The organism is Streptomyces sp. NPDC049837, from assembly GCF_040674455.1.
Taxonomy (GTDB): Bacteria; Actinomycetota; Actinomycetes; order Streptomycetales; family Streptomycetaceae; genus Streptomyces.
In genome coordinates this window covers 183,100-209,477 of record NZ_JBFAMP010000007.1, presented here as the reverse complement: position 1 = coordinate 209,477, position 26,378 = coordinate 183,100, and the positions used below count along the sequence as shown (strand labels likewise).

At 71.2% G+C, this 26,378-nt stretch carries 22 protein-coding genes; 6 read left to right on the top strand and 16 right to left on the bottom strand.

From position 1 onward, the window contains the following. The first annotated feature begins 337 nt into the window (after positions 1-337). On the top strand, positions 338-1,918 hold the full coding sequence (locus tag AB0J57_RS21035; protein ID WP_366129758.1) for a phospholipid carrier-dependent glycosyltransferase: 1,581 nt from the start codon (positions 338-340) through the stop codon (positions 1,916-1,918). Here the strand turns inward: AB0J57_RS21035 and AB0J57_RS21030 are convergent. From AB0J57_RS21030 to AB0J57_RS21020, 3 genes are all read right to left on the bottom strand, one after another. Next, positions 1,889-4,450, bottom strand: coding sequence for a glycosyltransferase family 4 protein (locus tag AB0J57_RS21030; RefSeq protein WP_366129757.1), 2,562 nt, complete (start codon positions 4,448-4,450; stop codon positions 1,889-1,891). The genes AB0J57_RS21035 and AB0J57_RS21030 overlap by 30 nt on opposite strands. 392 nt (positions 4,451-4,842) lie before the next feature. Beyond that, positions 4,843-6,348, bottom strand: a complete 1,506-nt coding sequence (locus AB0J57_RS21025) for a glycosyltransferase family 4 protein (RefSeq protein ID WP_366129756.1) — start codon at positions 6,346-6,348, stop codon at positions 4,843-4,845. Beyond that, positions 6,348-7,112, bottom strand: coding sequence for a glycosyltransferase (locus AB0J57_RS21020; RefSeq protein WP_366129755.1), 765 nt, complete (start codon positions 7,110-7,112; stop codon positions 6,348-6,350). The genes AB0J57_RS21025 and AB0J57_RS21020 overlap by 1 nt, the downstream gene beginning before the upstream one ends. 668 nt (positions 7,113-7,780) lie before the next feature. Between AB0J57_RS21020 and AB0J57_RS21015 the strand changes: the two genes are divergently transcribed. Together AB0J57_RS21015 and AB0J57_RS21010 are read left to right on the top strand one after the other, a co-directional pair. Further along, positions 7,781-8,854 (top strand): helix-turn-helix domain-containing protein, encoded by a 1,074-nt coding sequence (locus tag AB0J57_RS21015; protein WP_366129754.1) that lies wholly within the window; start codon positions 7,781-7,783, stop codon positions 8,852-8,854. 398 nt (positions 8,855-9,252) lie between these two features. Continuing rightward, positions 9,253-10,281: a helix-turn-helix domain-containing protein gene (locus AB0J57_RS21010; protein WP_366129752.1), complete on the top strand. Its 1,029-nt coding sequence runs from the start codon at positions 9,253-9,255 to the stop codon at positions 10,279-10,281. Positions 10,282-10,318: 37 nt separating this feature from the next. Here the strand turns inward: AB0J57_RS21010 and AB0J57_RS21005 are convergent, their stop codons facing one another. Further along, positions 10,319-11,644 carry a class I SAM-dependent RNA methyltransferase gene (locus tag AB0J57_RS21005; protein WP_366129751.1) on the bottom strand — a complete coding sequence of 442 codons (1,326 nt, stop codon included), beginning with the start codon at positions 11,642-11,644 and terminating at the stop codon, positions 10,319-10,321. Positions 11,645-11,724: 80 nt separating this feature from the next. Next, a complete protein-coding gene (locus tag AB0J57_RS21000) occupies positions 11,725-13,773 on the bottom strand; it encodes an APC family permease (protein ID WP_366129750.1) in 2,049 nt (682 codons plus the stop codon). A gap of 391 nt (positions 13,774-14,164) precedes the next feature. Between AB0J57_RS21000 and AB0J57_RS20995 the strand changes: the two genes are divergently transcribed. Together AB0J57_RS20995 and AB0J57_RS20990 are read left to right on the top strand one after the other, a co-directional pair. Then, positions 14,165-14,833, top strand: coding sequence for a TrkA family potassium uptake protein (locus tag AB0J57_RS20995; RefSeq protein ID WP_064071475.1), 669 nt, complete (start codon positions 14,165-14,167; stop codon positions 14,831-14,833). After that, a complete protein-coding gene (locus AB0J57_RS20990; protein WP_366129749.1) occupies positions 14,833-15,510 on the top strand; it encodes a TrkA family potassium uptake protein in 678 nt (225 codons plus the stop codon). Before AB0J57_RS20995 ends, AB0J57_RS20990 begins: the two co-directional genes overlap by 1 nt. A gap of 134 nt (positions 15,511-15,644) precedes the next feature. Here the strand turns inward: AB0J57_RS20990 and AB0J57_RS20985 are convergent, their stop codons facing one another. The 8 genes from AB0J57_RS20985 to AB0J57_RS20950 form a co-directional block, all read right to left on the bottom strand. Next, a complete protein-coding gene (locus AB0J57_RS20985; RefSeq protein ID WP_366129748.1) occupies positions 15,645-16,418 on the bottom strand; it encodes a DUF3159 domain-containing protein in 774 nt (257 codons plus the stop codon). 3 nt (positions 16,419-16,421) lie between these two features. Then, positions 16,422-16,820, bottom strand: a complete 399-nt coding sequence (locus AB0J57_RS20980; RefSeq protein ID WP_366129746.1) for an OB-fold nucleic acid binding domain-containing protein — start codon at positions 16,818-16,820, stop codon at positions 16,422-16,424. Positions 16,821-16,854: 34 nt separating this feature from the next. After that, entirely contained in the window at positions 16,855-17,538 is a 684-nt protein-coding gene (locus AB0J57_RS20975) for a response regulator (RefSeq protein ID WP_366129745.1), read from the bottom strand. Further along, a complete protein-coding gene (locus AB0J57_RS20970; RefSeq protein WP_366129744.1) occupies positions 17,535-20,090 on the bottom strand; it encodes a sensor histidine kinase KdpD in 2,556 nt (851 codons plus the stop codon). Before AB0J57_RS20970 ends, AB0J57_RS20975 begins: the two co-directional genes overlap by 4 nt. 142 nt (positions 20,091-20,232) lie before the next feature. Then, positions 20,233-20,961, bottom strand: a complete 729-nt coding sequence (locus tag AB0J57_RS20965) for an ABC transporter ATP-binding protein (RefSeq protein WP_366129743.1) — start codon at positions 20,959-20,961, stop codon at positions 20,233-20,235. Between the two features lie 133 nt (positions 20,962-21,094). After that, a complete protein-coding gene (locus AB0J57_RS20960) occupies positions 21,095-21,859 on the bottom strand; it encodes a DUF3710 domain-containing protein (RefSeq protein WP_366129741.1) in 765 nt (254 codons plus the stop codon). Between the two features lies 1 nt (position 21,860). Further along, complete coding sequence (gene dut / locus AB0J57_RS20955) at positions 21,861-22,373, bottom strand: dUTP diphosphatase (protein WP_366129740.1); 513 nt, start codon at positions 22,371-22,373, stop codon at positions 21,861-21,863. Further along, positions 22,373-22,948, bottom strand: coding sequence for a PaaI family thioesterase (locus tag AB0J57_RS20950; protein WP_366129739.1), 576 nt, complete (start codon positions 22,946-22,948; stop codon positions 22,373-22,375). The genes dut and AB0J57_RS20950 overlap by 1 nt, the downstream gene beginning before the upstream one ends. A gap of 58 nt (positions 22,949-23,006) precedes the next feature. Here AB0J57_RS20950 and AB0J57_RS20945 point away from each other — a divergent pair, with 58 nt between their 5' ends. Beyond that, positions 23,007-23,513: a DUF3093 domain-containing protein gene (locus AB0J57_RS20945; protein WP_366129738.1), complete on the top strand. Its 507-nt coding sequence runs from the start codon at positions 23,007-23,009 to the stop codon at positions 23,511-23,513. On the opposite strand, the gene AB0J57_RS20940 is transcribed toward AB0J57_RS20945, so the two are convergent. The 3 genes from AB0J57_RS20940 to AB0J57_RS20930 form a co-directional block, all read right to left on the bottom strand. Next, positions 23,510-24,451: a hypothetical protein gene (locus AB0J57_RS20940; RefSeq protein ID WP_366129737.1), complete on the bottom strand. Its 942-nt coding sequence runs from the start codon at positions 24,449-24,451 to the stop codon at positions 23,510-23,512. The genes AB0J57_RS20945 and AB0J57_RS20940 overlap by 4 nt on opposite strands. A 12-nt stretch (positions 24,452-24,463) precedes the next feature. After that, a complete protein-coding gene (locus AB0J57_RS20935; protein WP_003955561.1) occupies positions 24,464-24,760 on the bottom strand; it encodes a DUF4193 domain-containing protein in 297 nt (98 codons plus the stop codon). Positions 24,761-25,154: 394 nt separating this feature from the next. Further along, a complete protein-coding gene (locus AB0J57_RS20930) occupies positions 25,155-26,378 on the bottom strand; it encodes an ATP-binding protein (RefSeq protein ID WP_366129736.1) in 1,224 nt (407 codons plus the stop codon).

Sequence of the window (26,378 nt, the reverse complement as noted above, 5' to 3'; positions counted from 1 at the left end):
CCCACGCATCGAAAGGCGCAGCACCACCGTGGAGCACCCGCCGAACGCACAAGACCGTCCCCGCGTACACCACGTGCCAGGGGTACCGGGCCCGCCCACGGCTTCCTCGATCCGGGAACCGCCGGCCCGAGGAGGCACCGGCACGGAAGGCGGGTCGTACCGGCCACGCACCGCAGGTCACGACCATGGGTTCCGCGCCTGGGCCACCCTGGTACGCGATCTGCCTGCCGCCGCCCGCACCCGGCTGCCGTTCCCGTGCCGAGGCCGTGCCACGGACCGCACGCGTCCACGGCGCGGCACTCCCTCGGCCCCACCGCCTCGCACACCGGCCCTGCCCGTGAACCGCACCGCCCCGGCTCGACGGTGGAGGGGCCTGGCCGGCCTCTTCACGCTCGCCCTGGCCCTCCGGCTCTTCGCCGCCGACCGGGCCTACGACGTGCACGTGGACGAGTGCTACTACGTCTCGATCAGCCGCGGTGTCGCCGCGGGCGACGGACCGGTCTTCCAGGGCGACTACTTCGCGCTGCACCCGCCGGCGCTGTTCGCGGTCATGGCCGTCGTACTGCGCCTGTCCGGCGACACCGGGGACCCCGCCGCGCTGCTTCCGGCCGTGCTGTCCGTGCGGCCGGTCAGCGCCTGCACCGGGGCGATGACCGTCGTCGCGGCGGCCGCCCTGCTGCACCGTGCCGTTCGCCCTCCGATCGCCTGGACGGCAGGGCTGCTGCTGGCCATGGACCCCTTCCTCAACCGTTTCGACAGCCGCGCGTTCCTGGAGTCACAAGCCACGGCGGCCACCATGCTCGGCCTGCTGGTCCTCGCACGCCTCCCCGCGACAGCCCGTCGCCGCGCCCTCACCGGTGCCGCGGCGGGCGGCCTGTTCGCGGTCGCCGTGACGACCAAGGACTGGTACGCGCTCCTGACCTTCGTCCCTGTCACCCTCCTCGCCGTGGCCGGTGGGCGGCCGGCCAGGGGCATGCGGCTGACCGCCGCCGCCGTCACCGCGGCCGGCTACGGACTCTATGTGGGTGTGACGGCAGCGACTGGAGGGTGGGACGCCTGGCGGGAACAGAAGCTCGACGGCCTCGCGCGGGCTTTCGGAGTGAAGCAGCTCACCGGTTTCAACAGCCCCCACAACACCACGGATCTGCACGAGCGGCTGCTCGCCCGCGCCGATCACTTCGCCGTCTCCTACACGCTGATCCTCCTCGGCGCGTGCGCCTCCTTCTGGCTGCTGTGGTTCCGTCACCGGCAGCCGGCGCGGTACGCCGGCTCCCCCGCCCGGAGTTTGATCACCGCCTGCGGCGGCTGTACCTTCACGGCCCTCCCCTACGCGGTCTTCTTCGGCACGCTGGAGGAGCAGATGTTCTACCCGCCGCTGGCTGCGGGCGTCCTCGCTCTCGCCCTCGCCGCGGACGCGGTCGGCTCCAAGAGCGTCCGGAAGCGCCACGGCAGCGGGTCCCCACGGTGGCGGGTAGCGGCTCTTCCCCTGGTGTTCACCGCCCTCGCCCTGGACGCCACGGTGTGGGCGGAGGTGCACACCCGCCGGGACGACGCCCACCGGCGGCTCGTCGGCTGGGTCACCGCTCACGTCTCCCCCCACCACGTCGTGGCGGCCACCGATGACACCGTCCCCCTCGTTCTTCCGCGTGCCCGTGCGCAGAGGTGGAGCGCCGCCGTGGCTGAGGACGGTCGCCGCACGCGTTACGTGGTGGTGTCACAGCGACTCGTCGAGCAGGGCTACACCCTCATCGATCCGGCCTCCTACGCGGCTCTCAGCCGCCGAGCCGTCCTGGTGCATCGCGAACCGGGCCCCACGGCCGGCGCGTTGGAGGTGTACGACGTGCGACCCCTCACGGGCACACACAGCGACCACCGAGCTCCCGGGACGTCACGGCCGTCGCCACCCGCCTCTTGGTAGACACGCCTCCCGATAGACACGGAGTTGCGCGTCAGCCGCCGCGTCCCAGTTCAGGTGGCGGACGCCTTCAGGACCCGCCGCGCCGAGGACGCGGCAGCGGTGGGGGTCACGGGCGAGCGTCACCAAGGCCGCGCTGTAGGCGGCGACGTTCCCGGGAGGGACGCGGACGCCGACCCGGTCGGTGACCAGGTCCCGGAGGCAGGGGACGTCGAAGGCGAGGACGGGGGTCGCGGCCGCCAGCGCCTCGGCGGCGACCATCCCGAACGTCTCGTACCGGCTGGGGACGCACACCAGACGTGCGGATGCCAGCAGTTCGAACCGGGCAGAGCCGTTGACTCGGCCGAGCCATCGGACGCGGTGCCCGACGCCGAGGCGCGCGGCGAGGGCCCGGGCGTCGTGGGCGTGGGGTCCGTCCCCCGCGACCAGCAGATCGCCGCTGATGAGCTCGGCCGCCCGTGCGTACGCGTGCAGCAGCAGGTCCAGGCCCTTGGACGTCATTTCCAAACGGCCCAGGTACACCAGGTGTTGCCGGGGCCCGGCGGGACGGGTCCGGAACGCGGCGGGGTCCAGCCCGTTCGGCACGGTGACCGTCCGTGCGGTGGGGTGCCGGCGACGCAGCTCGGCAGCGAGACCCTCGCTGACGGCGACGAGCGTGGTGTGGGACCTCAGGCCGTACCGTTCCATCACGTGGAACGGCAGGTGGTACTCGCGGGCCTTGTCCCGGGCGGACAGCCACTGCACCAGGCCGACGACGGGGCGACGAGTCAGACGGGGAACACAGACGGAAGAGAAGGGGGCGGCGAAGTCCTCGACGACGACGTCCGGGTCGATACGGCGGACCAGGAGAGGAAGGCCGGCCGTGATGCCGCCGAAGTAGGCGAGCAGGCAGAGGAAGCGGTGGCCTGTCAGCCATCCGGGGCAGCGCGGCAGCGGAACGTACCGGACGCCGTCGACTACGGCCGGGGTGGCGCCCGCCCAGGGCGCGCAGACGGCGGTGACCTCCACGCCACGGGCGGCCAGCCGCCGGTTGACCTCATGCGTGCGGACCGACCCGCCGCCCGCTCCAGGACAGCGGGGGTCTTCGAAGGCGAGGTGCAGCACCCGGTACGGGCCCGGTCGGCGCGGACGAGACCGACGCGGACGGGGCCGGGCGGCGCACGCCGCGACGGCGAGGAGGACGAGAGCGGCGAGGCACCAGAACGGTGGGCGGGAGCGCAATGCCCACAGCAGGCAGAAGGCGAATGCCGCCGCGGCGAGCGCCGCAGCGCCTCCGGCTGTGAGGCTGGGAACGCCCACGCGCCGCTGGGCCAGAGCGACGGCCGTACCGGCGGCTGCAGTCGTGAGAGCGGCGGCGGACCAGGCAAGGGCGGACAGATGCGCGGCTGTGGCCACGTACAAGGGGACGGCGAAGACGGCCGCCGCGGCGAGCAGGACGAGCAGCGGTCTCAGCGGCCCCCACGCCACGAACATGGTGGCGACCACGGTCAAGGTGGCGCCCGCGGCCCCGGTCACGCACAACGGGATCAGGAGTCCGGCGGATGGGGCATGAACATCGGGAAGCACCACGGAGAGCAGTGCGGGAGGACAGGTGGCCACCAGCGGCCCGATGGCGGCCACCGCCGTCCAGTGCTGCCGCATGGTGGCGCGCAGGGGCGCTCCGTCCGGCCGCCTGCTCACGGGTACAGCGGCCAGACGCGGCAGCAGGACCGCTGCCAACGAGACCGCCACGAACATCGGTACGCGGGCCACCACCAGGAGGGCCTGGTAGGGCGCGAGGGCGGCATCGCCCGCGCGGACCGCGGCGGCTACGACGACGTCCAGGGCGGGCAGCAGGCACACCAGGCTCTGCACCAGTCCGACTGTGACGGCTCGCCACCACAGGGGCGCCCTGTCCGTCCTGCCCACGGTCGGCCGGTCCGGCCCGGCAGGGCCGGCGACCCCCGCCCGGCGGCCCGTCACCAAAGCGGCGACGGCGGTCACCCCCGCGGCGACCGCGAAGGCGGCAACCGCACCGGCCGCTCCCCATCCGGCGCGTACGGCCACGAAGGTGGCGACGCCGCGCACGGCCACCTCGGCAGGCCAGAACGCGGCCAGATGACAGAACCGCAGGCGTCCTTGGAGGGCTCCGGCGCCGGTCGCGTTGAACCACATGGCGAGGGACGCGGCCGTGAGGGCGGCGAAGAGTGCCGGTGTCCCGTACGAGGTGCAGGCCGCGCAGGCCGCACCCGCGCAGGGCAGGGCATACGCCAGGGCGATCCGCAGGCAGGCCCGGATTGTGCTGCCGCCTTCGTCGCGACGGGCCAGCTCGCACGTCATCAGCGGCGGCATGGTGGCCCCGGCCAGGGTCCCGACGGCGAGCAGCAGGGTGGACGCGGTGGCGTAACGCACGTATTCGGTGGCCGGGAGGAGGTGTACGACGAGCAGTGACAGGCCGTAGTTCGCGGCGCCCGTGAGCAGCGCGGCTCCCGTGAGCAGCGTGGCCGCGCGTGGTGCGGGGGGCTCCCCAGCGGCCGGGTTCCGTGTCCGGCGCATGGTGATCACCGGGCGCGGGAGCGACGGTGAGAACGGTGGCGTCCCGGGAAGCGGCGCCATGGCCAGGCCCTGAGTACGTGCCGATGAGCGGGTGGAGGGGTGCGAGGGGGGTACCCAGGCGGTGAGGGGGACATCCGGATGCCGCTTTTCGTGACGAGGAGGGCGGGAGTGGGGGCCGCCGTGGGCACGGCGGGAGCGAGCGCGGTCGATGGCCGGCGCGTGGTGCTCATGACCGGGCGGGGTGACGGGTACGGGGGCAGCGCAGGCCGGGCGCGGTGACGGGTACGGGGGCAGCACAGGCCGGGCGCGGTGACGGGTACGGGGGCAGCGCAGGCCGGGCGCGGTGACGGGTACGGGGGCAGCACAGGCCGGGCGCCGCCACGGGGAAGCGCTCAGCCGGTACGGGACAGGCGCGGTTTGCGGCGACGGGGGGACAACACACCGCGGTGCAGCGGTCCTTCCGGGCCGGGGCCGCCGGTGCCGGGATGCCGTTGCCATCCCAGCAAGTCGCCGGGGCGGGCCAGGCGGACGCGGAGGCGCGGATCGCTCGCGTCGAGTCCCATCCTGGTGAGGATCGCGTACGCGTCCTGTTCGTCCGCGCCCGTCAACAGCAGCGCGGCGTCCGGACCGCACACCGTGATCAGGTCGGTGACGCGGAGCGCGCCGCTGTCCGCGCGGAGCAGCAGGCTGTTCGGGAGGGTGACCACGGCACAGGAGTCACTGGGCGGCCCGCCACGGTCCCGGTCACGGAGCCTGGTCTGCTCGGCGGTCAGGGCAGCCAGGAGGTGGCCGGCGGTGGCGCTCCAGGTGAAGCGGCCGGCCCACGCACGGCAGGCCGTGGAGATGGCGGCTGCCTGCCCCGGGTCCGCGACGGTACGCAGGGCCAGGACGAGCGCGGTGGTCAGATCCTGCTCGCCCTCGCGCACCAGCCATCCCGTGACGCCGTGGCGGATGACGTCGCGGAGCCCGGGAACGTCGTAGGCGACCGCCGGCACACCGGCTCCTGCCGCCTCCATCACCGACAGGCCCCAGCCCTCGTGCGGTGAGGCGGAGGCCGTGATCCAGGCGGAGGCCACCAGGGCGTCGCGAGCCGGCACCGGCAGCCGCCCGTGGAACACGACGCGGTCACCGACCCCCAGCCGCTCGGCGAGTCGTGCCAGTTCCTCGCGTGCCTCCCCGTCGCCGATCAAGTGCAACTCCACTCCGGGCATGTTCTCCCGGAGGGCGGGCAGGGCGCGGATGAGATGGTCGAGGCGCTTGTGGCGTACCAGCCGGCCCGTACACACGATGCGTGGCCGCGTGGCCATGGCCTGGGGGATGATGGCGGTCAGTCCTGGAGGGGCGAGGTGCACCGGTCCGCGCAGCCCCAGCAGCGTACGGGTCTGCGCGCGCGACGACGGGGAGACCGCGCAGATCGCGCGCCGCCCGTAGACCAGTCGGCTGCCCGTCGCTTCCAGCCATCGCCCCACGACGGCCACGGCGCGCGGGAAGAGCACCGCGAACTGCTGCTGGTGGACATGGTGGACGAGCAGGACCACCGGTGTGCGGCGGGGCAGTACGAGCGGGGTGAAGAAGGGGATGCCGTTCTGGGAGTCGATGACGGCGTCGACACGGCGGCGCTGCCACGCCAGCCACAGCAGGGCGAAGAGATAGACGGAGAACCGTCCACCTCCGCGCACCACGGTGCCGTACGGGGCCTGCTCCCTCCGGGCAGTTCCGCGAGGGCGCGCCGTCACATAGGTGACTCGTACCCCGGCGTCGTGAAGCTGCTGCGCGACCTGCTCGCAGTAGAGTTCGGCGCCTCCGGCCTCGGGATGCCGTCCATCGCGCCAGTTGCACACCACCACGTGCCGGCCGCGCCAGTGCGTGACATCGGGAAACGTCCGGCGCAGGCTCATCACGCACACCTCGCGCCGGCGGTACGGGCCCGGTGCAGCCGCCACAGATCGGTGGCCACCTGCAGCCCGTCGGAGGCGGCACGAAAGCGGGAGCCCCGCTGGTCGCTCCACACCACGGGGACCTCCACGATGCTCAGGCCGAGTGCGCGGGCCCGGACGATGACCTCCAGGTCGAAGGCGAAGCCGGTGCAGGAGATGTCGGCGAACAAGGCACGCGTGGCGCCCGTGTCGAAGAACTTGAATCCGCACTGGGTGTCCTTGACGGGCCCGGAGAGGTGCCGGGTGAGCAGTCGGAATCCGGTGCCGCCCAGCCTTCGGTGCAGCGGCTGACGCACGGTCAGGCGGGCACCGGGGCAGCGACGGGAGCCGATGACCACGTGCCGGCCTTGCCTCAGCAAGGCCAGCGCGTCGTCGATCGCGCCGGCCGGGGTCGAGAGATCCGCGTCGCAGAAGCCGGTCCACCGGGCCCGGGAGGTCAGCATGCCGCGCGTGACCGCTGCTCCCTTGCCGCGCCGGGAACATCCGGTCACCGTGACCGGAATGCCGGAGGCGGCGAGGGCGTCCACACACGCGGCGGTGCTGTCGGAGCTGCCGTTGTCGATGACTCGGAGCGCCGTACGCAGCGGCAGGCGCCGGAGATGGCCGGCGAGCGTCCGTACGGTCGCCGGCAGGCGAAGCTCCTCGTTGTAGGCCGGGATCAGGATTTCGAGGTCCGGATCGGCTGATCGCTGACTGTCCGATTGTCGAAGGAGCGGCTGTTGCATGAGGTCTCCCTGTCGGGCGGCAGCGCCTCGGCGGGATCGCGGGCCGTGTACGTCTCGATGCGACGGGCCCGCCCCATCGCAGACCCTGCGCTGGCGTTTGCAATAGTCCGGACATGGCATTCCGGCACAACCCATGGCAGCGGACCGCCACGAAAAGGAAAAGCATCTCCGAGGGGATGTGGACGCGTTGTCGAATCTGTTCCACGCACCGCATAACCCGCACGCCGGGGGGAATCCTTTCTGCATCACTTCCGAGCGGTAGTCACCACGCCTCACACGCCTTCACCTCAAGCGATCCCCGAATCCCGGCACGCCGATCCGGGCCCATGGGCCTGTCTTCCGAGGACCCGCGCGGCATGCGGGCGTCAAGGCATTCCCCCCAGGCTGCCCCGCATCGGCGCTCACCATGCGGCCCAATGCGGAACTCGCGCTTCCACAGGGAAACCCTTGGACAAGGTGTCCGATTCACGGATCCCCGCGATTTTTCTTTACTGCAAATTGTCCATTGCCGGTCACAGAGGTGGAAATACACGCTGGTCTCCGGCCTCTACGGCCGGGTAGCGCGAAGGCTTCACTTCGAACGAGGACCATTCATGGGAAACGCTGACCGCCCGGAACAACTGCTTGACTCAGGCTCGTGCTCGCTGCGCCGTGAAACCGAAAGGGCGGTGCGTGACAGGATCACCGTGCTGGCCGGGGAAGTGCTGAGGGATCCGACGCTGGTGCGCGGGGCGTTTCCCCCGCGGCACAGCGATGTGGTCAGCGAAGACCTGGGCGTCTGGCTGACCGCGCTCACCAACACCGTCCCGGCACCGGACCTGGAGGAGTTCTTCCGTGCTCGGGCCGCCGCCCACGCGGCGGCCGGGCTCAGGTGCGAGGAGTCGATCCTCCAGCAGCAAGCCTGCGCCACTGTCCTCGTGAGGGCGCTCACGAACGAGGCCCCCGCACACTCACCAGAGCGGACATGCCTGGCGTACGTCCTCAAGGAGCGAGCTCTCCACACGCTCAAGATCTCCACGGCGACGATCATCGAGCGGTACCGGCCACCGTCGGAGCCGTCGGCGCCCTCGCAGTCGTTGGCTGCTCCGCCGCAACCGCCCACACCGTCCTGCACCGCCACCCGGCGTACCGCCCCCCGGCACCAGACGGTTCCTCGGTGGTGCCTGGCCGCCACCCAGCTCGGGCACGGCACCAAAGCCGCCCTGCAGAAGTTCCGGGCGCTCAATCCGCACGCTCTGGTGGCCATCACCGGCACGAACGTGACCGCCTTCACCCAGGAGCGACCGAACGTGCCGGAACTGTTCGGCCCTTACGGGCTGGTGCCGATCGAGGAGGGAGACACCATGCGCGCCGCCCGCCGAGCCGCACTCGCGGCTGTCATCGCCCGGCACTACGGGGTGCGCGTCGACACCGGCCAGGCGCTTCCCCTCATCGCGGCGCTGGACATGGCGCCCGAGGAAAGGGAGAACTTCGTGATCTCATGCCTTGGGCCGCTGTACACCAACCTCCGGCACCGCTATCTGCTGGAAACCCTCAGCACCTACCTGGCGCACAACCTGTGCGTCACTGCGGCCGCGCGCAGCCTGTACGTGCACCGGCACACGCTCACCTACCGGTTGCGCTCCATCGAAAGCCTCACCGGTATCGACCTCAGCAACCCCTTCGACAGGATGCGAGCGGAACTCGCCCTGATTCTGAGCCGGACGTCGGGGTGGTCGGTGCCTCGGGAACGGACGGGCTGACGGCGCAGCACGAACGCGCGGCACCCGACCACCGAATGCCCACGACGGGCGCTTCCAACGAGGTCCCCGCCCGCCCCCTGCGAACGCGTCATCAGCCGCCGCAAGCACACTCGAATGGCCCTTACTCCGAGCAACGGATGTCACATAGCGTCTGATTCAGAAGCTTTTCGGGCACCGCTACCTCTCCCCGGATGAGGAGCGGAACGCGCCGGCCACGGTTACCGCTTGACGCCGCCCACAGTGAGAAGTGAGAGGTGACGCCATGCTCCCCCCAGGCCCATCCCCCCTCCCCCCCACAACGTCGGGGAACGGGTCCCAGAAACACCACCGATACCCCACCCACGGCCGCTCATCTCACCGAAGCCGTCCAGCACTTGCGCGTCCACGCGTCTCACCTCGTGGATCACGTCCACGCCGAGCTGGGCCACCGCGGCGGCGCACAGGGCAGCACCGCGGAGGACACCCGCGTACATGACCCTCGCTCATACGACGAGAACACCGTGCCGGAGAAAGAGGGCCTCATCGAGCGCACCGTGATCGAGACGGTGCTGCGGACACTCACCTGCCAACTCGCCCAGCACCACCTCCGTCCGTGCGAGCATCCCGTTGACGCCGATGAGCAGAGGCCGGTCACCGCACGGCAGACAGCCTCCGCCCTCCTCCCCCGTCAGGGGAACGACCACGTCTCACGCCGCACGTCCGGTGCGTACGCCTCCACCGCGTTGCGCACCTTGCTCGATCCCTGCCCCGTACCCGAGGGGCCGTCGGCACTCCCCCCGCAAGTCCTCACACCCCTGAGCCACTGCGCCGTCACCGCGGTTCTGGACGAATCCCGTAGCCGGAGCACGCTCCACCGTCTCAGACGGGACAACCCACATGCCCTCATCGGCGACGTCGGTAGCCGCGTCATCCTGTTCAGCGCCACCCCACCGGTGTGCGACGGCCTCGACGTGCCGTACGCGCTGGCACCCGTGGACAACGGCGACACAGCCTCGGCCGCGCGCCTCGCGCGCCATACCGTCCCCATCGCCGAGTGCTATCGCGTCGGGGGCTTGGACGCGCGAGAGGTCCTCCCCTTGACGGCCCTCTTCTCGCAGAGCAACCGCGAGCATGAGACCTTCCTCTCCCACTGCCTGGGACCCCTGCACAAGGACAGGCGGCACGCTCACCTGCTCGCCACTCTCAGCGCCTATCTGCGCTACGGCATGTGCGCCGCCACTGCGGCCCGCGCGCTGTTCGTCCACCGCCACACGCTGGAATACCGGCTACGCCGCGTGCACGAGCTCACCGGACTGGACCTGACGCAACCGCTCCACCGGCTTCGCGCAGAACTCGCCCTTCTCCTCACCGGCTCGTGCGGACAGACCGAGGACCCACCCCCGGGTGGGCACAAGAAGCGCCGACGAAAAGTCGTGCGGGACACCTGAACAACCCGCCAGCCGGCGAACCGGCGCGTGGCACGGGTCAGGAGCCCTTCGCGGCCGGCTCCAGAATCGCCACGCACTCCACATGGTGCGTCATCGGGAACAAGTCGAACGCCCGCAGCGTCCGCACCCGGTAGCCGACCTCCTTGAAGTAGGCCAGGTCCCGGGCGAGGGCGGCCGGGTCGCAGGCGACGTAGGCGATGCGGCGGGCGGACAGGCCGGCGAGGTGGTGGACCGTCTGCTTGCCGGCGCCCGCGCGGGGCGGGTCGAGGACGATGAGGTCGACCTCGGTGATGCCGGTGCGCGGGAGGGCCTGTTCGACCTTGCCCTGCTCGATGCGGACCCGGTCGAAGTGCTGGAGGTTGTGGCGGGCGTCCTCCACCGCGCGCTTGCCCGACTCGATGCCGAGGACGGCGCCCTTGTCGCCCACGCGGTCGGCGAGGGCGCCGGCGAAGAGGCCGGCGCCGCAGTAGAGGTCCAGGGCCGTGTCGCCCTTGCGGGGCAGGAGGCCCTGCATGACGGCGCGGACCAGGGTGTCGGCGGCCTTCGGGTGGACCTGCCAGAAGCCGCCGTTGCCCACGCGGTACGTGCGGTCGTCGGCGCGCTCGCGCACGAAGGGGCGCCCGTGGACGCGGTGCACTCCCCCGTCCTCGGCGACGCGGAGGACCGAGACCGGCTTGTCGAGTTCGACGATCGGGAGCCGGGCGCCCGGGCGCGGGGTGAGGACGACCTGTCGGTCCTGCGAGCCGGTCGCGGCGATGGCGTCGATCGAGGCCATCCCGGACCAGTTCCGCTTCTCGATGCCCAGTTCGGTGACGCCGGGCGCCGCGATCAGGCAGCGGTCGATCGGCTGGACCTCGTGCGAGCGGTGCTTGCGCAGCCCCGCGTGGCCCTCGGCGTCCACGGCGTACTGGACGCGCGTGCGCCAGGCCGGTACCTCCCCGGCCGGGACCTTGTCGCCCTCGGCCGGCATGACCGTGCCGTCCCAGCCGGCCTCCTCGGGCGTCAGGCCGGCGAGCCGCTTGAGCTGCTCGGCGATGACCTCGCCCTTCAGACGGCGCTGGGCGCCGGGCTTGGCGTGCTGCCAGTCGCAGCCGCCGCACTTGCCGGGTCCGGCGTACGGGCAGGGCGCCTCGACCCGGTCCTTGGAGGCGTCCAGGACGCGGACGGCGTCGGCGCGCAGGAAACGGGAGTCCGCGGACCCCTCCGTGACGCGGACGACGACCTTCTCGCCGGGCAGCGCGTGCCGGACGAAGAGCACGCGGCCCTCGTCGGTACGGGCGATGCAGTGGCCGCCATGCGCGACGGGGCCGACCTCGACCTCGTACTCCTCCCCGATGAGGGAGGACTCGGGTGCGTTTGGCATGACGGGGTGACTCCAGGGAGTGAGACGGGGGCTGCCAGGCGGCAGCCCACCAGTCTACGTGCCCGCCAGGGTCCTGAAGGTCAGCTCTTGGCCGTCGGCTCCTTGGGGCGCTCGACGGCGGGGCCGCGGCGCACCGAACCGGGCGCGTTCCACTCCTGGCGCTTCTTCTCGCGCTTCTTCGCCACCTCGGAGGACTGGAGCTGGTACGGGACCGAGGTCACCATCACGCCCGGGGTGAACAGCAGCCGGCCCTTGAGGCGCAGCGCGCTCTGGTTGTGCAGCAGGTGCTCGTACCAGTGGCCCACCACGTACTCGGGGATGATCACGCTGACCGCGTCGCGCGGGCTCTCGCGGCGGATCCCCTTGACGTACTCGACGACCGGCCGCGTGACCTCGCGGTACGGCGAGTCGAGGATCTTCAGCGGCACGTTGATGCCGCGCCGCTCCCACTCCGCCTTGAGCGCCTTGGTCTCGGCCGGGTCGACGTTGATGCTGAGCGCCTCCAGCTTGTGGGAGCGCATGAGCTGGGCGTACGCGACGGCCCGCAGCGTCGGCCGGTGGACCTTGGAGACCAGGACGATGGAGTGGACGCGCGACGGCCGGACGGTGTCGTCGCTCGGCTCGTCGGGGGCGGCGATCTCCTCGGCGACCCGGTCGTAGTGCTTCCGGATCGCGGTCATCGTGCCGTAGAAGATGACCATGCCGAGCAGGGCGACCCAGGCGCCGTGCGTGAACTTGGTGGCCAGCACGACGACCAGGACCAGGCCGGTGAAGAAGGCGCCGAAGGTGTTGATCGCGCGGGAGCGGATCATGCGGCGGCGGACGGCGGGGTCGCGCTCGGTCTTCAGGTGGCGGTTCCAGTGCCGCACCATGCCGGTCTGGCTGAGCGTGAAGGAGACGAAGACGCCGACGATGTAGAGCTGGATCAGCTTGGTGGAGTCCGCCCCGTACATCCAGACCAGCAGCATGGCGGCGCCGGCCAGGAGCACGATGCCGTTGGAGAACGCCAGCCGGTCGCCGCGCGTGTGCAACTGGCGCGGCAGGTAGCGGTCCTGGGCGAGGATCGAGCCGAGGAGCGGGAAGCCGTTGTACGCGGTGTTCGCGGCGAGGAACAGCACGAGCGCGGTGGCGGCGGCGAGCAGGATGAAGAAGAAGGTGCCCTCGCCGAAGACGGCGGCCGCGACCTGGGAGATCACGGGGTTCTGGACGTAGCCCTCGCCGACCGGGACGCCGTTGCGCAGCAGGTCGTGGGCCGGCGTCTCGGCCATCTTCACGCCGGTGGCCATGGCCAGGCCGATGATGCCGCAGAACATGGTGACGGCGAAGGCACCCATGAGGGCGAGGGTGGTCGCGGCGTTCCGGCTCTTGGGCTTGCGGAAGGCGGGCACACCGTTGCTGATCGCCTCGACGCCGGTGAGCGCGGCGCAGCCGGAGGAGAAGGCGCGCAGGAGCAGGAAGACGAGGGCCAGGCCGGCGAGGCCTTCATGCTCGGGCCGGATCTCGAAGTCGGCGGTCGGGGCCCTCATGGTCTCGTCGAGGACGAGCCCCTTGAACGCGCCCCACGCGATCATGCTGAAGACGCCGACGACGAACACATACGTGGGAATCGCGAAGAGCTTCCCCGATTCCCTCACACCCCGGAGGTTCATGAGGGTGAGGAGCAGGATTATCGCTATAGCGGAGAAGACCTTGTGCTCGACGACGAAGGGAATGGCGGAACCGAGATTCTCCACTCCGGAGGAGATGGAGACGGCCACGGTGAGCACGTAGTCGACGAGGAGCGCGCTGGCGACGGTGAGGCCGGCCTTGGGGCCGAGGTTGGTATTGGCGACCTCGTAGTCCCCGCCGCCGCTGGGGTAGGCGTGGACGTTCTGCCGGTAGGAGGCGACCACCGTGAACATCAGGACCACGACGGCGGCCGCGATCCAGGGGCTGAACTGGTAGGCCGACACACCCGCGATGGAGAGGACCAGCAGGACTTCTCCCGGCGCGTACGCCACCGAGGAAAGCGGGTCGGATGCGAAGACGGGGAGCGCGATGCGTTTGGGGAGAAGGGTCTCTCCCAGCCTGTCGCTGCGCAGCGCCCGGCCGATCAGAATCCGTTTGGGCACGTCGGTCAGTTTGGACACGCACAGGATCGTATGCGTTCGAAATTGGCCCCGCCCACCCACCACCCGCCGTTGCGCCGGAAACTTGCGCTCCCTTAACGCGGACGGCACGGAAAACCGTGAAAACTGTGACGTAAGCCACCGACTCGTCGGTTTGTACGCTGGTTCGCTGCCGCGTGGGGCAGTCCGCCACGTGGCAGAGCCGGCCGCCGGAGCGGGGAGCCGCGGCCGACGGCCCGACGGACGGACCGACGGACGGACCGACGGACGCGTCGGCCGCCTCGGATGAGGGCAACAGCGTGGTGGCGGCATAAGCTCGTCTCGGGCAACACCGCACGCAGGCTGAGAGAGAAGAGTGAGCAGGGTGTTTTCGCAGGTCAGCAAGATGACCAGGAGTGCGGGGTAAGCGGACGTGCACATCGTCATCATGGGCTGCGGGCGAGTGGGAGCCGCACTCGCGCAGACCCTGGAACAGCAGGGGCACACGGTCGCCGTCGTCGACCAGGACCCGACGGCATTCCGGCGCCTGGGCTCCGGCTTCGGCGGACGGCGCGTCACGGGTGTCGGGTTCGACCAGGACACCCTGCGTGAGGCCGGGATCGAGGAAGCCGGGGCGTTCGCCGCGGTGAGCAGCGGCGACAACTCCAACATCATCGCGGCGCGGGTGGCCCGCGAGATGTTCGGCATCGAGAACGTCGCCGCCCGGATCTACGACCCCCGGCGCGCCGAGGTGTACCAGCGCCTGGGCATCCCGACGGTCGCCACCGTGCGCTGGACCGCCGACCAGATGCTGCGGCGGCTGCTGCCGTCCGGCGCCGAGCCGCTGTGGCGGGACCCGAGCGGCGGTGTCCAGCTCGCCGAGGTGCACACGTCCCCGTCGTGGATCGGGCACAAGGTCAGCCGGCTCCAGGAGGAGACGGGCGTACGCGTGGCCTTCCTCACCCGGCTGGGCGAGGCGGTCCTGCCGACGTCGCAGACGGTGCTGCAGGAGGGCGACCTGGTGCACGTGATGATGCGTACGGACGAGATCGAGAAGGTCGAGGCGGCGTTCGCCGAAGGCCCTGAGGAGGGCGGTCACTGATGCGGGTCGCTATTGCGGGCGCCGGCGCGGTGGGCCGTTCCATCGCGGGTGAGCTGCTGGAGAACGGGCACGAGGTGCTCCTCATCGACAAGGCGCCGACCGCGATCTCGGTGGAGCGGGTGCCGCAGGCGGAGTGGCTGCTGGCGGACGCGTGCGAGATCACCTCGCTGGACGAGGCCGCGCTTCAGCGCTGCAACGTGGTCATCGCGGCGACCGGCGACGACAAGGTGAACCTGGTCGTCTCGCTGCTCGCGAAGACCGAGTACGGGGTTCCCCGGGTGGTCGCCCGGGTGAACAACCCGAAGAACGAGTGGCTGTTCAACGAGGCCTGGGGCGTCGACGTCGCGGTTTCCACGCCGCGCCTGATGTCGGCGCTGGTGGAGGAGGCGGTGAGCGTCGGCGACCTGGTCCGGCTGCTGCGCTTCAGCCACGGCGACGCGAACCTGGTGGAGCTCACGCTCCCGCCCGAGTCGGCCATGGCTGGTACGTCGGTGGGCGACGTGGCCTGGCCGCAGGACACCTCGCTGGTCACGATCATCCGCGGCTCGCGCGTCCTGACGCCGAGCGCGGAGGAGACCCTGGAGGCCGGCGACGAGCTGCTCTTCGTCGCGGCCCAGGCCCGCGAGGAGCAGTTGGAGGACCTCCTCTCGGTACGCCGCGAGGACGCCACCAGCTAATCCGGTGCGTTAACGGTTGACGATCGAGGGGCTCGGGACCACTGTCTGGTCCCGAGCCCTCGTCGTACGCCTGGAGGGTTCGCCGGCTTCGTTGCCCCTGAGTGGGGGCCTTGAGCGGTACGGGAGCGGGGGCGTCAGGCCTCGCCGCGGTGGGGCTGTGGCTGGGCCGCTTGCGCGGCGGCGGCGGCCTTGCGTTCCTTTTCGGCGCGCTCCTCCGCCTCCATCTCCGCGAAGACGTCGATCGGCGGCGGCGCCTTCGCCAGGAAGACCCACGTCAGGTAGACCGCGAGCAGGAAAGGCGGGACCTTCAGGGTCACCAGCACCCAGCCGAGCTGGGTGGTGTCCGCCCACCAGTACAGCGGGAAGAGGATCGCGCACTTGCCGAGCAGGATCAGGCCCCACGCCCAGCTCGCCTTGGCGTACGCCTTCTTGCGGCCGGGGTTGCGGGTGCGCCAGGAGAGGTTCTCCTTGAAGACCGGGCCGAGGATCAGGCCGATCAGCGGGACGCCCGCCAGCGTGGTGGCGATGTACGCGATGCCCAGGCCCAGCGTGTAGAGCATGCCCGGCAGGTAGAAGTCCTTGGCGTTGCCGGTCATCATCGCGAAGACCACGCCGAAGGCGACGCCGAAGACGCCGCTGAAGGCGTGCTTCACGGTGTCGCGGCGGATCAGGCGGACCGCGACCAGCAGCAGGGACACGCCCAGCGCCGCGATGGCCGAGAGGTGCAGGTCCTTGTTGATCGTGTAGATCGTGACGAAGAGCAGGCCGGGGAGCACTGTCTCCACCAGGCCGCGTACTCCGCCGAAGGCTTCGAACAGGGCCGCTTCCGTCACGGCCTTCGAGTCGTGGGCGCCCTGGGGGCCGTCAGTGGCGTCCTGGTCGGTGGTCGGCTTGTCGAGTGACGTCACCGGCTACTCCTGTCCGAGCGGTCGGAGTTCGTATTTGGGATTGAAGAGCACCCTGCGGCCGTGACTCATGCAGATGCGGCCGGAGGCGATGAGCTTGCGGCCCGGTTCTATGCCCATGATGGAGCGCCGGCCCAGCCACACCACGTCCAGCGGCGCGGTGCCGTCGAACAGCTCCGCCTCCAGCGCGGGCACGCCGGCCCGCGGGCGCAGGGTGACCGTCCGCAAGGTACCAGTCACCTTGACGATCTGCCGGTCCCCGCAGTCCGAGATACGGATGCACCCCGAAGCCTGCGTGTCCTCCCGCAGCTCCTCCGATTCCAGCTCCCCCTGGGAACTGGACAGCCGGTCGAGCATCCGGCGGAAGCGGCCGGCCTGCTTCTCGGTACGCGGTGCAGCACTCATACAGAAAGCGTACCGGCCGCCACCGACAGGAGAATCAGCGCTCGAAGCGGTATCCCATGCCGGGCTCGGTGATGAAGTGCTGGGGGTGTGAGGGGTCCGCCTCCAGCTTCCGGCGCAGTTGGGCCATGTAGACCCGGAGGTAGTTGGTCTCCGTGCCGTACGACGGCCCCCACACCTCCTGGAGCAACTGCTTCTGGCTGACGAGCCGGCCGCCGTTGCGTACGAGCACCTCCAGCAGGTGCCACTCCGTGGGCGTAAGCCGGACGTCCCGCCCGTCGCGCTGCACCTTCTTCGCCGCGAGGTCCACCGTGAACCCCCGCGTCTCGACGACGATCGTGCCGTCGTCGCCGCCCACGGGCTCGGCCCGGCGCACGGCGGCGCGCAGCCGCGCGAGCAGCTCGTCCATGCCGAAGGGCTTGGTGACGTAGTCGTCGGCGCCGGCGTCCAGGGCCTCGACCTTCTCGTCGGAGGTCTGGCGCGCGGAGAGCACCAGGATGGGTACGCGGGTCCAGCCGCGCAGCCCCTTGATCACCTCGACGCCGTCCATGTCGGGCAGGCCGAGGTCGAGGATGACGACGTCGGGGTGACGGCCGGCGGCCAGTTCGAGCGCCGTCGCGCCGTCGGCCGCCGCGTCGACCTCGTACTTCCGTGCCTTCAGGTTGATCACGAGGGCGCGTACGATCTGCGGCTCGTCGTCGACCACGAGCACCCGCGTCATGAGGGGCCTGCTTTCTCCAGGGAGGGGGCTTCCGGATTTTCGGAGGCGGCGGCCGGGGCGGCCGCCTTGAGGGTGAGGACCATCGTCAGGCCGCCGCCGGGTGTGTCCTCGGCCGTGATGGTGCCGCCCATCGCCTCCACGAACCCGCGCGCGACGGCGAGGCCGAGGCCCACCCCGGCCCCGCGCGGGGCGTCGCCGTAGCGCTGGAAGGGGGCGAATATGCGGTCCTTGGCCTCGTCGGGCACACCTGTGCCCCGGTCCACCACGCGCAGCTCGACGCGGTCGGCCATGGCGCTGGCGGACACCAGGACCGGTGCGGAGCCGGGGCTGTACTTGACGGCGTTCTCGACGACGTTGGCGACGGCCCGCTCCAGCAGGCCCTTGTCGACCTCGACCATCGGCAGGCTCTCGGGGATGTCCAGCTCGGCGCTGCCGTCCGGTACGCCGCCGAGCGCCATGGGGACGACCTCGTCGAGGTCGATGGCCCGGATCAGCGGGGTGACGGTGCCGGTCTGGAGGCGGGACATGTCGAGCAGGTTCCCGACCAGGTGATCGAGGCGGTCGGCGCCCGCTTCGATGCCTTCCAGCAGCTCGGCGCGGTCCTCCTCGGACCATTCCACGTCGTCCGAGCGCAGCGAGCTGACGGCGGCCTTGATCCCGGCGAGCGGGGTACGGAGGTCATGGCTGACGGCCGCCAGCAGCGACGTACGGATCTTGTTGCCCTCGGCGAGCTTGCGGGCCTCCTCGGCCTCGCCGACGAGCCGCTGCCGGTCCAGGACCACGGCGGCCTGGGCGGCGAAGGCGCCCAGCACCCGGCGGTCCTCGGCGGGCAGGACGCGGCCGGAGAGCGCGAGCGCCATGTGGTCGCCGACCGGCATGTCGACGTCCGCGTCCTCGGGGCGCGCCACGGGCCGGCGCCCGACGCTGCCCGCCCGGGTCCACGGCTCGATGTCGCTCTCGCGCTCCAGCAGCGCGACGGACTCCATGGAGAACGTCTCGCGGACCCGCTCCAGCAGGGCGTCCAGCGCGGTCTCCCCGCGCAGCACGCTGCCGGCCAGGAACGACAGCACCTCGGACTCGGCGCGCAGCCGCGCGGCCTGGTGGGTGCGGCGCGCGGCCAGGTCGACGACGGAGGCGACCGCGACGGCGACTCCGAAGAAGACGGCGATCGCGACGATGTTCCTGGGGTCGTGGATGGTGAACCGGTACAGGGGCGGGGCGAAGAACCAGTTCAGCAGGAGGGAGCCGAAGGCGGCGGAGGCCAGGGACGGGACCAGGCCGCCGAGCAGCGCGGACGCCACGGTCAGTGACAGGAACAGCAGCATGTTGTTGGCGATGCCGAGGTCCGCGTCGACGTGGGTGAGCAGGAGGGTGAGCAGGGCGGGGCCGGCGACGCCGGTCAGCCAGCCCCAGATGATCCGGGAGCGGCCGAGGCGGGCACCGCGCGCGACGGGCAGGCCCCGGCCCCGGGCGACCTCCTCGTGGGTGACGATGTGGACGTCCAGGTCGGGTCCGGACTCCCGGGCGACGGTGGCGCCGACGCCCGGCCCGAACACGTACTGCCACGCCTTGCGGCGGCTGGAGCCGAGCACGATCTGGGTGGCGTTGACGCCGCGCGCGAACTCCAGCAGCGCGGACGGTATGTCGTCGCCTATGACGTGGTGGAAGGAGCCGCCGAGGTCCTCGACCAGGGTGCGCTGGACGGCCAGCTCCTTGGGGGACGCGGAGGTCAGGCCGTCGCTGCGGGCGATGTAGACGGCGAGGATCTCGCTGCCGGAGCCCTTGGCGGCCATCCGGGCGGCGCGGCGGATGAGGGTGCGTCCCTCGGGGCCGCCGGTCAGACCGACGACGATGCGCTCGCGGGCCTGCCAGGTGGTGCGGATGTTGTGCTCGCCCCGGTACTGCTGGAGGTATTCGTCGACCCGGTCGGCGGTCCACAGCAGCGCCAGCTCGCGCAGTGCGGTGAGGTTGCCGGGGCGGAAGTAGTTGGAGAGGGCCGCGTCGACCTTGTCCGGCTTGTAGATGTTGCCGTGCGCCATACGGCGGCGCAGCGCCTGCGGCGACATGTCGACCAGCTCGATCTGGTCGGCCCGGCGGACCACCTCGTCGGGAACCGTCTCCTGCTGCCGTACGCCCGTTATGGACTCGACGACGTCGCCCAGCGACTCCAGGTGCTGGATGTTGACGGTGGAGATGACGTCGATGCCGGCGGCGAGCAGCTCCTCCACGTCCTGCCAGCGCTTGGCGTTGCGCGAGCCGGGGACGTTGGTGTGGGCCAGCTCGTCCACGAGCGCCACGGCGGGCCTGCGCTCCAGGACGGCGTCGATGTCCATCTCGGTGAAGGTGGCGCCGCGGTAGGCCAGCTCCTTGAGCGGTATCTGTTCGAGGCCGTGCAGCATCACCTCCGTGCGGGGGCGGTCGTAGTGCTCGACGAAGGCGATGGCGCAGTCGGTGCCGCGCTCGACGCGGCGGTGTGCCTCGGAGAGCATCGCGTACGTCTTGCCGACGCCCGGTGCCGCACCGAGGTAGATCCGAAGCTTGCCGCGTCCCATGGCCTCATTGTCGTGATTGTTCGTTCGATTGCCTGTGCGTAGACCTTACGGCCAGGGGCAGGGGCAAACCGGACGCGGAGGTCGGTTCCCGGGCGTCTTGACGGGATTCTGATGCGCCCATGGCCCATCTGGGGCCTGTGGTTCAGTGCTCGGTCAGCTCGCCGTCGCTCAGCTCCAGGACCCGGTCCGCGAGGCCGAGGAGCTGGGTGTCGTGCGTGGCCACGAGGGCGGTGACGCCCTCGCCGCGTACGACCGCGCGCAGCAGCTCCATCACCGCGAGGCCGGTCTCGGCGTCGAGCTGGCCGGTCGGCTCGTCGGCTATCAGCAGCGCCGGCTTGTTGGCCAGCGCGCGGGCTATCGCGACGCGCTGCTGCTGGCCGCCGGACAGCTCGCCGGGGCGCTGTGCCGCGTGGTCGGCGAGGCCGACGAGGGCGAGCAGCAGTTCGACGCGCTCCTCGCGCTCGCGGGGATCGGCCTTGCGCAGCCGCAGCGGGATGCCGACGTTCTCGGCGGCCGTCAGGATCGGGATCAGTCCGAACGCCTGGAAGATGAACCCGATCCGGTCGCGGCGCAGCTCCAGCAGCCCGTTCTCACCGAGGCCGGCGAGGTCGGTGCCGTCGACGGTGATCCGCCCCCGGTCGGGTGCGTCCAGGCCGCCGACCAGGTTGAGCAGGGTGGTCTTGCCGGAGCCGGAGCGGCCCTTGAGGGCGACGAGCTCGCCGTGCGGTATCTCGAAGGAGACGCCCCGCAGCGCGTGGACGGCGGCGGCCCCCGTCCCGTACGACCGGTGCACGTCCTCCACGCGCACCATGGGCGCCCGGCCCTCGGCGACGGCCGTGGCGGTGCCTTCCCCGCTGTGCTGCTCGGACATCGGTTCTCCCCCCGTCACTGTGCGCGTTCAGTATGTGTGGGGCCGGAACAGGGCCGCAACGCCTGTGGAAAACGTGGTGGGCCGCACCCCGTCGTACGGGGTACGGCCCACCATCCGTATGCGTCAGGACGACTCAGCGGACCTCGGTGATCTCCGGGCCCCGCTGGAGCTGGCCCATGCCGCCCGAGAAGCGCGACGTCTCCTGGTCCTCCTGCTGCACGCCCTCGGGCACCATCTGCGCGTCGTTCGGCAGCTTCAGGACGATCGGGTCGCGCGGCGCCATCGGTCCCTCGCCCCGTACGACGACGGTGTCCCGGAAGATCTGCTCCAGCAGGCCCGCGGCCTCCGGCTGCACCGCGCCCTGCCCGGAGATGACCCCGCGCAGGAACCAGCGGGGGCCGTCCACGCCGACGAACCGCACGAGCTGCACACCGCCGGTGCCGTCCGGCAGCTTGACCGGGACCTGGGCGCGCAGCTCCCAGCCGAGGGGGCCCTCGACCTCGTCGATGACACCGCCCTGCTGGGTGATGCCCGAGGCGATCTCCTCGCGGACCTCGCCCCAGATGCCCTCCTTCTTGGGGGCGGCGAACGCCTGCAACTGGATGGCGCTGTCGCGCAGCACCACGGTCGCCGCGACGATCGCGTCGCCCGCGACCTCCACGCGCAGCTCCATGCCCTCGACTCCGGGCACGAACATGCCGCCCAGGTCGACCCGGCCCTCTTCCGGCCTGGAGACCTCGGAGATGTCCCAGGGACCGTCGGGCCGGGGCGCCGGCGGAAGGTTCACCCGGCGCGGCTCGCTGTCCGCCGCGTCGTCAGTGCCGACCTCGTCGACGACCTGCTCGGCCTCGCCCGCTGCGTCCGCAGCGGCACTGCTCTTCTTGCGACGTCCGAACACGTCACTGTCCTTCCCGGTCGGATACGACCGAAGCGTATCGATTCCCACCCGTCCAGCCCTCCGTGGCGGCATGGCCGCCGGTGGACCCGAAGCCCCCCTCGGCCCGCGCCGAGCCGGGAAGCTCCGCCACCTCGTGGAAGCGGACCTTCTCGACTTGCTGAACGACCAGTTGGGCGATCCGGTCGAACCGTTCGAACCGCACGCTCTCGCGCGGGTCGAGGTTGACCACGATCACCTTGATCTCCCCACGGTACCCGGCATCCACCGTCCCTGGGGCATTCACGAGGGCTACTCCGCACCGGGCCGCCAGCCCCGAGCGGGGGTGCACGAAGGCCGCGTACCCGTCCGGCAGGGCGATCGACACCCCGGTGGGCAGGATCGCGCGCTCGCCGGGGGCCAGCACGGCGGCCTCGGTGGTGACGAGATCGGCGCCCGCGTCGCCCGGGTGCCCGTACGACGGGATCGGCACCTCCGGGTCCACGCGGCGGATCAGGACGTCGACAGGGTTACGCATCAGGGGTTCACCTCGAAGGCGCGGGCGCGCCGGACCTGGTCGGGGTCGGCCATCGCCGCCTGGATCTCCTCCGGGCGGCCGTTGTCGATGAAGTGATCGACCTTGACTTCGATGAAGAGGGCGTCGGCGCGGACCGCCACGGGCCCCTCGGGCCCGCCGATCCTGCCCGTCGCCGTGCAGTAGATCTTCCGGCCGTGTACGGCGGTGACCTCGGCCTGAAGGTGCAGCACCGTGCCGACCGGCACCGGGCGTACGAAGTCGGTCTCCAGCCGGCCGGTCACCGCGATGACCCGCAGCAGCCAGTTCAGCGAGCCGAGCGTCTCGTCGAGCGCGGTGGCGAGGATGCCACCGTGGGCGAGGCCGGGGGCGCCCTGGTGGTCGGTCGTGACGGTGAACTCGGCCGTGACGCTCACGCCTTCGCCGGCCCTGGCCTCCACGTGCAGCCCGTGGGGCTGGCCGCCGCCGCAGCCGAAGCAGTGCTCGTAGTGGGCTCCCAGGAGCTCGCCCGGGGCGGGCGCGTCGGGGTGCCGTACCGGCGGTATGGCCTCGGCGGGGGGCGTCAGTGCAGTGCTCACAGCGGGAGACCTTACCCGCGCGGCGGACCACCGGTCGCGCCGTGCCAAGCTTGGGTGTATGCAGCCTTCCGCATCTGCTTCCGTCCCGGCCTCCGCGCCCCGGTACGACGAACGTCTCACCGCTCCCCGCTCCTGGTGGCTGCTGGCCGCCCTGGTGGCCGTCTCGGGCGGGCTGATCATGCTGCCGCTGGGCACGCTGCCCATGCTGGGCGGTCTGATCGTCGCGGGTGCGCTGGCGTCGATGGCGGTCAGTTCGTACGGCTCGGCCCGCGTCCGGGTGGTGGCGGGCTCGCTGGTCGCCGGGGACGCCCGCATTCCGGTGTCGGCGCTGGGTGAGCCGGAGGTGCTGGACGCCGAGGAGGCGCGCGCCTGGCGGACGCACAAGGCGGACACGCGTGCGTACATGCTGATGCGGGGCTACATCCCGGGGGCGGTGCGGGTCGAGGTCACGGACCCGGCGGATCCGACGCCGTACGTGTACCTCTCCAGCCGCGACCCGGAGGCCCTGGCGGCGGCGCTGACCGACGTACGGGCGGCGCAGCCCGAGGGCTCCGGAAAGGCCTAGAAGCCGATCTCCTTGGGGTTCTCCGGCTGGTCCAGAGGGGGCAACTGGGGAAGGGCGTCCCAGGGCACCTGGCGGCTGCGGAGGTCCTTGCGGATGCGTTCGGCGAGCTTCTTGGTGTCGCGCCGGTTCATGACGGCGCCCACGGCCGCTCCGACCATGAACGGCATCAGGTTCGGCAGGTTGCGCACCATGCGTTTCATGATCTGCTGGCGCAGTTCGCGCTTCATCCGGCCGCCGAGGGCGGCGTTGATGGTGGTGGGCTTGGTGACGTCGATGCCGCGCTCCTCCGTCCAGGAGGTCAGGTACGCGGTCGCGCGCTCTTTGAGGTTGCCCGGGGGCCGCTGGCCGTAGACCTCGTGGAGCTCGGCGATGAGCTTGAGCTCGATCGCCGCGACGCCCGTGATCTCGGCGGCCAGTTCGGCCGGCATCGCGGGCGGTACGGGGAGCATGGCGGCCGCGCCGACACCGGCGCCCACGGTGGAGGTGGCGTTGGCCGCGCCCGCGATCAGCTTGTCCGCGAGCTGCTCCGGGGTGAGTCCCGGGAACTGTCCGCGCAGGGTGGCCAGGTCCCGGACGGGAACGCGCGGGGCGTTCTCGATGAGCCGGTCGGCGAGGTGGGCGATGCCGGCCTTGGCGCCCTCCCGGCTCTTGCGTACGCCACGCCTGACGGCGTCCAGGCGCCGTCCCTTGGGTGCGGGCGTATCGGCCGGTGTACCGGCCGTCCCGGCCTGCTCGGCCGGCGTCCCCGCCCTTCCGGCTGCCGCGAGCGAGGCCGAGGGGCCCCGCTCGTCGTCACGCGTGCCGGGGGAGGGCAGGAGGGCGGAGTGCTCGGCGGGCGCGTCGTGGGCGCCTGGTGCCGGGCCTGTGCCGCCCTGGTACGCCTCCGGCTTCCTGTGGAGCCGGAAGCGTCGCTTCCGAGACGGGGTGTCGCCTGCCACGGCCGACGGACCTCAGTCGCAGTCTCGGCAGATCGGCTGACCGTTCTTCTCACGGGCGAGCTGACTGCGGTGGTGGACCAGGAAGCAGCTCATGCAGGTGAACTCGTCCGCCTGCTTGGGCAGCACCCGGACGGCCAGCTCCTCGTTCGAGAGGTCCGCTCCGGGCAGCTCCAGGCCCTCGGCGGCCTCGAACTCGTCGACGTCGACGGTCGAGGTCGACTTGTCGTTGCGCCGGGCCTTCAGCTCTTCAAGGCTGTCCGAGTCGACGTCGTCGTCGGTCTTGCGTGGGGTGTCGTAATCCGTTGCCATGTCGCTCTCCCCCTCTGGGTGGTTGCGGTGTCTCCAGCGCACGTAACGCGTGAGAGGCCGGACTTGTGCCCGACCTGAGGCGGAGATTTTGCCTCACATCAAGGTCTGTTACTCAATCGACACCCAACCGGACCCCTCGAGAGTGATCGGGTTTGGATGGCGAACGGGACCGTACACGGTCCGGAAGCCGCGCCTCGAAGGCGCCACCCCGTGTACTTCCCGTGATCCGACCCCCTGGAAACCCGGACTTTTCCTGGTTTTCCGGGGGAATTCTTGATCACGGAGAGTAGATGGCCGGAAACGTTCCCTTGTGATCGATCACACACGGAACTCCCGGGAACAGGTCACGAAAATTCCGCGCAAAGCGAACACGATGACGGTCTCGACCGGCGTGTCACAGCGGGAGTGTGACGCGCATGACGAGGCCGCCGCCCTCGCGGGGCTCCGCGATGATACGGCCCCCGTGGGCCCTCGCGACGGACCGGGCGATCGAAAGACCAAGTCCGACGCCCTTGTCACTGCCCGTGCGCTCCTGTCGCAGGCGCCTGAACGGCTCGAAGAGGTTGTCGATCTCGTAAGCGGGAACCACGGGTCCTGTGTTCGAAACCACCAGTACCGCCTGGCCGGCCTGCGTCTCGGTGGTGACCTGCACCCAGCCGTCGTCCACGTTGTAGCGGACGGCGTTCTGCACCAGGTTCAGGGCGATCCGCTCCAGCAGGACGCCATTGCCCTGGACGACGGCGGGGGCCCGCTCGCCACGGATCTCCAGGCCCTTCGCCTCCGCCTCGGCCCGGGTCTGGTCGATGGCCCGCGAGGCGACCTCCGCCAGGTCCACGGGCTTGCGCTCGACGATCTCGTTGTCGCTGCGGGCCAGCAGCAGCAGGCCCTCCACGAGCTGCTCGCTGCGCTCGTTGGTGGCCAGCAGCGTCTTGCCGAGCTGCTGGAGCTCGACGGGCGCCCCGGGGTCGGAGAGGTGCACCTCCAGCAGGGTGCGGTTGATCGCCAGCGGCGTGCGCAGCTCGTGCGAGGCGTTGGCGACGAACCGCTGCTGTGCGGTGAACGCCCGCTCCAGCCGGTCGAGCATGTCGTCGAAGGTGTCCGCCAGCTCCTTGAGCTCGTCGTCCGGGCCGTCCAGCTCGATCCGGCGGGACAGGTCCGTGCCGGCCACGTTACGGGCGGTACGGGTGATCCGGCCCAGTGGGGACAGGACGCGTCCCGCCATCGCGTACCCGAAGGCGAAGGCGATGACGCTCAGGCCCAGGAGCGCGAAGAGCGACCGGCGCAGGAGGTCGTCCAGGGCGTGCTGGCGCTGCTCGTTGACGCAGGCGTTCATCGCCCGGTTGAACTCGTCCGGTCCGGCCTCGACGGGGAAGTTGCAGACGTTGCTGGTCACCTGCCCGTTGACGATCTTGAACGGCAGCTCACTGCCGATGTGGAGGGCCTGGGCGGCCAGCAGGTAGATGATCGACAGAAGCAGGATGCCGGCGATCAGGAACATGCCGCCGTACAGCAGCGTGAGCCGTATCCGGATCGTCGGACGCAGCCAGGGGCGGACGGGCTCCCTGGGGTCCCAGGTGGGCTTCGGGGGCGCCTGCGGTGGCGCGGGGGTCGCGGCCAC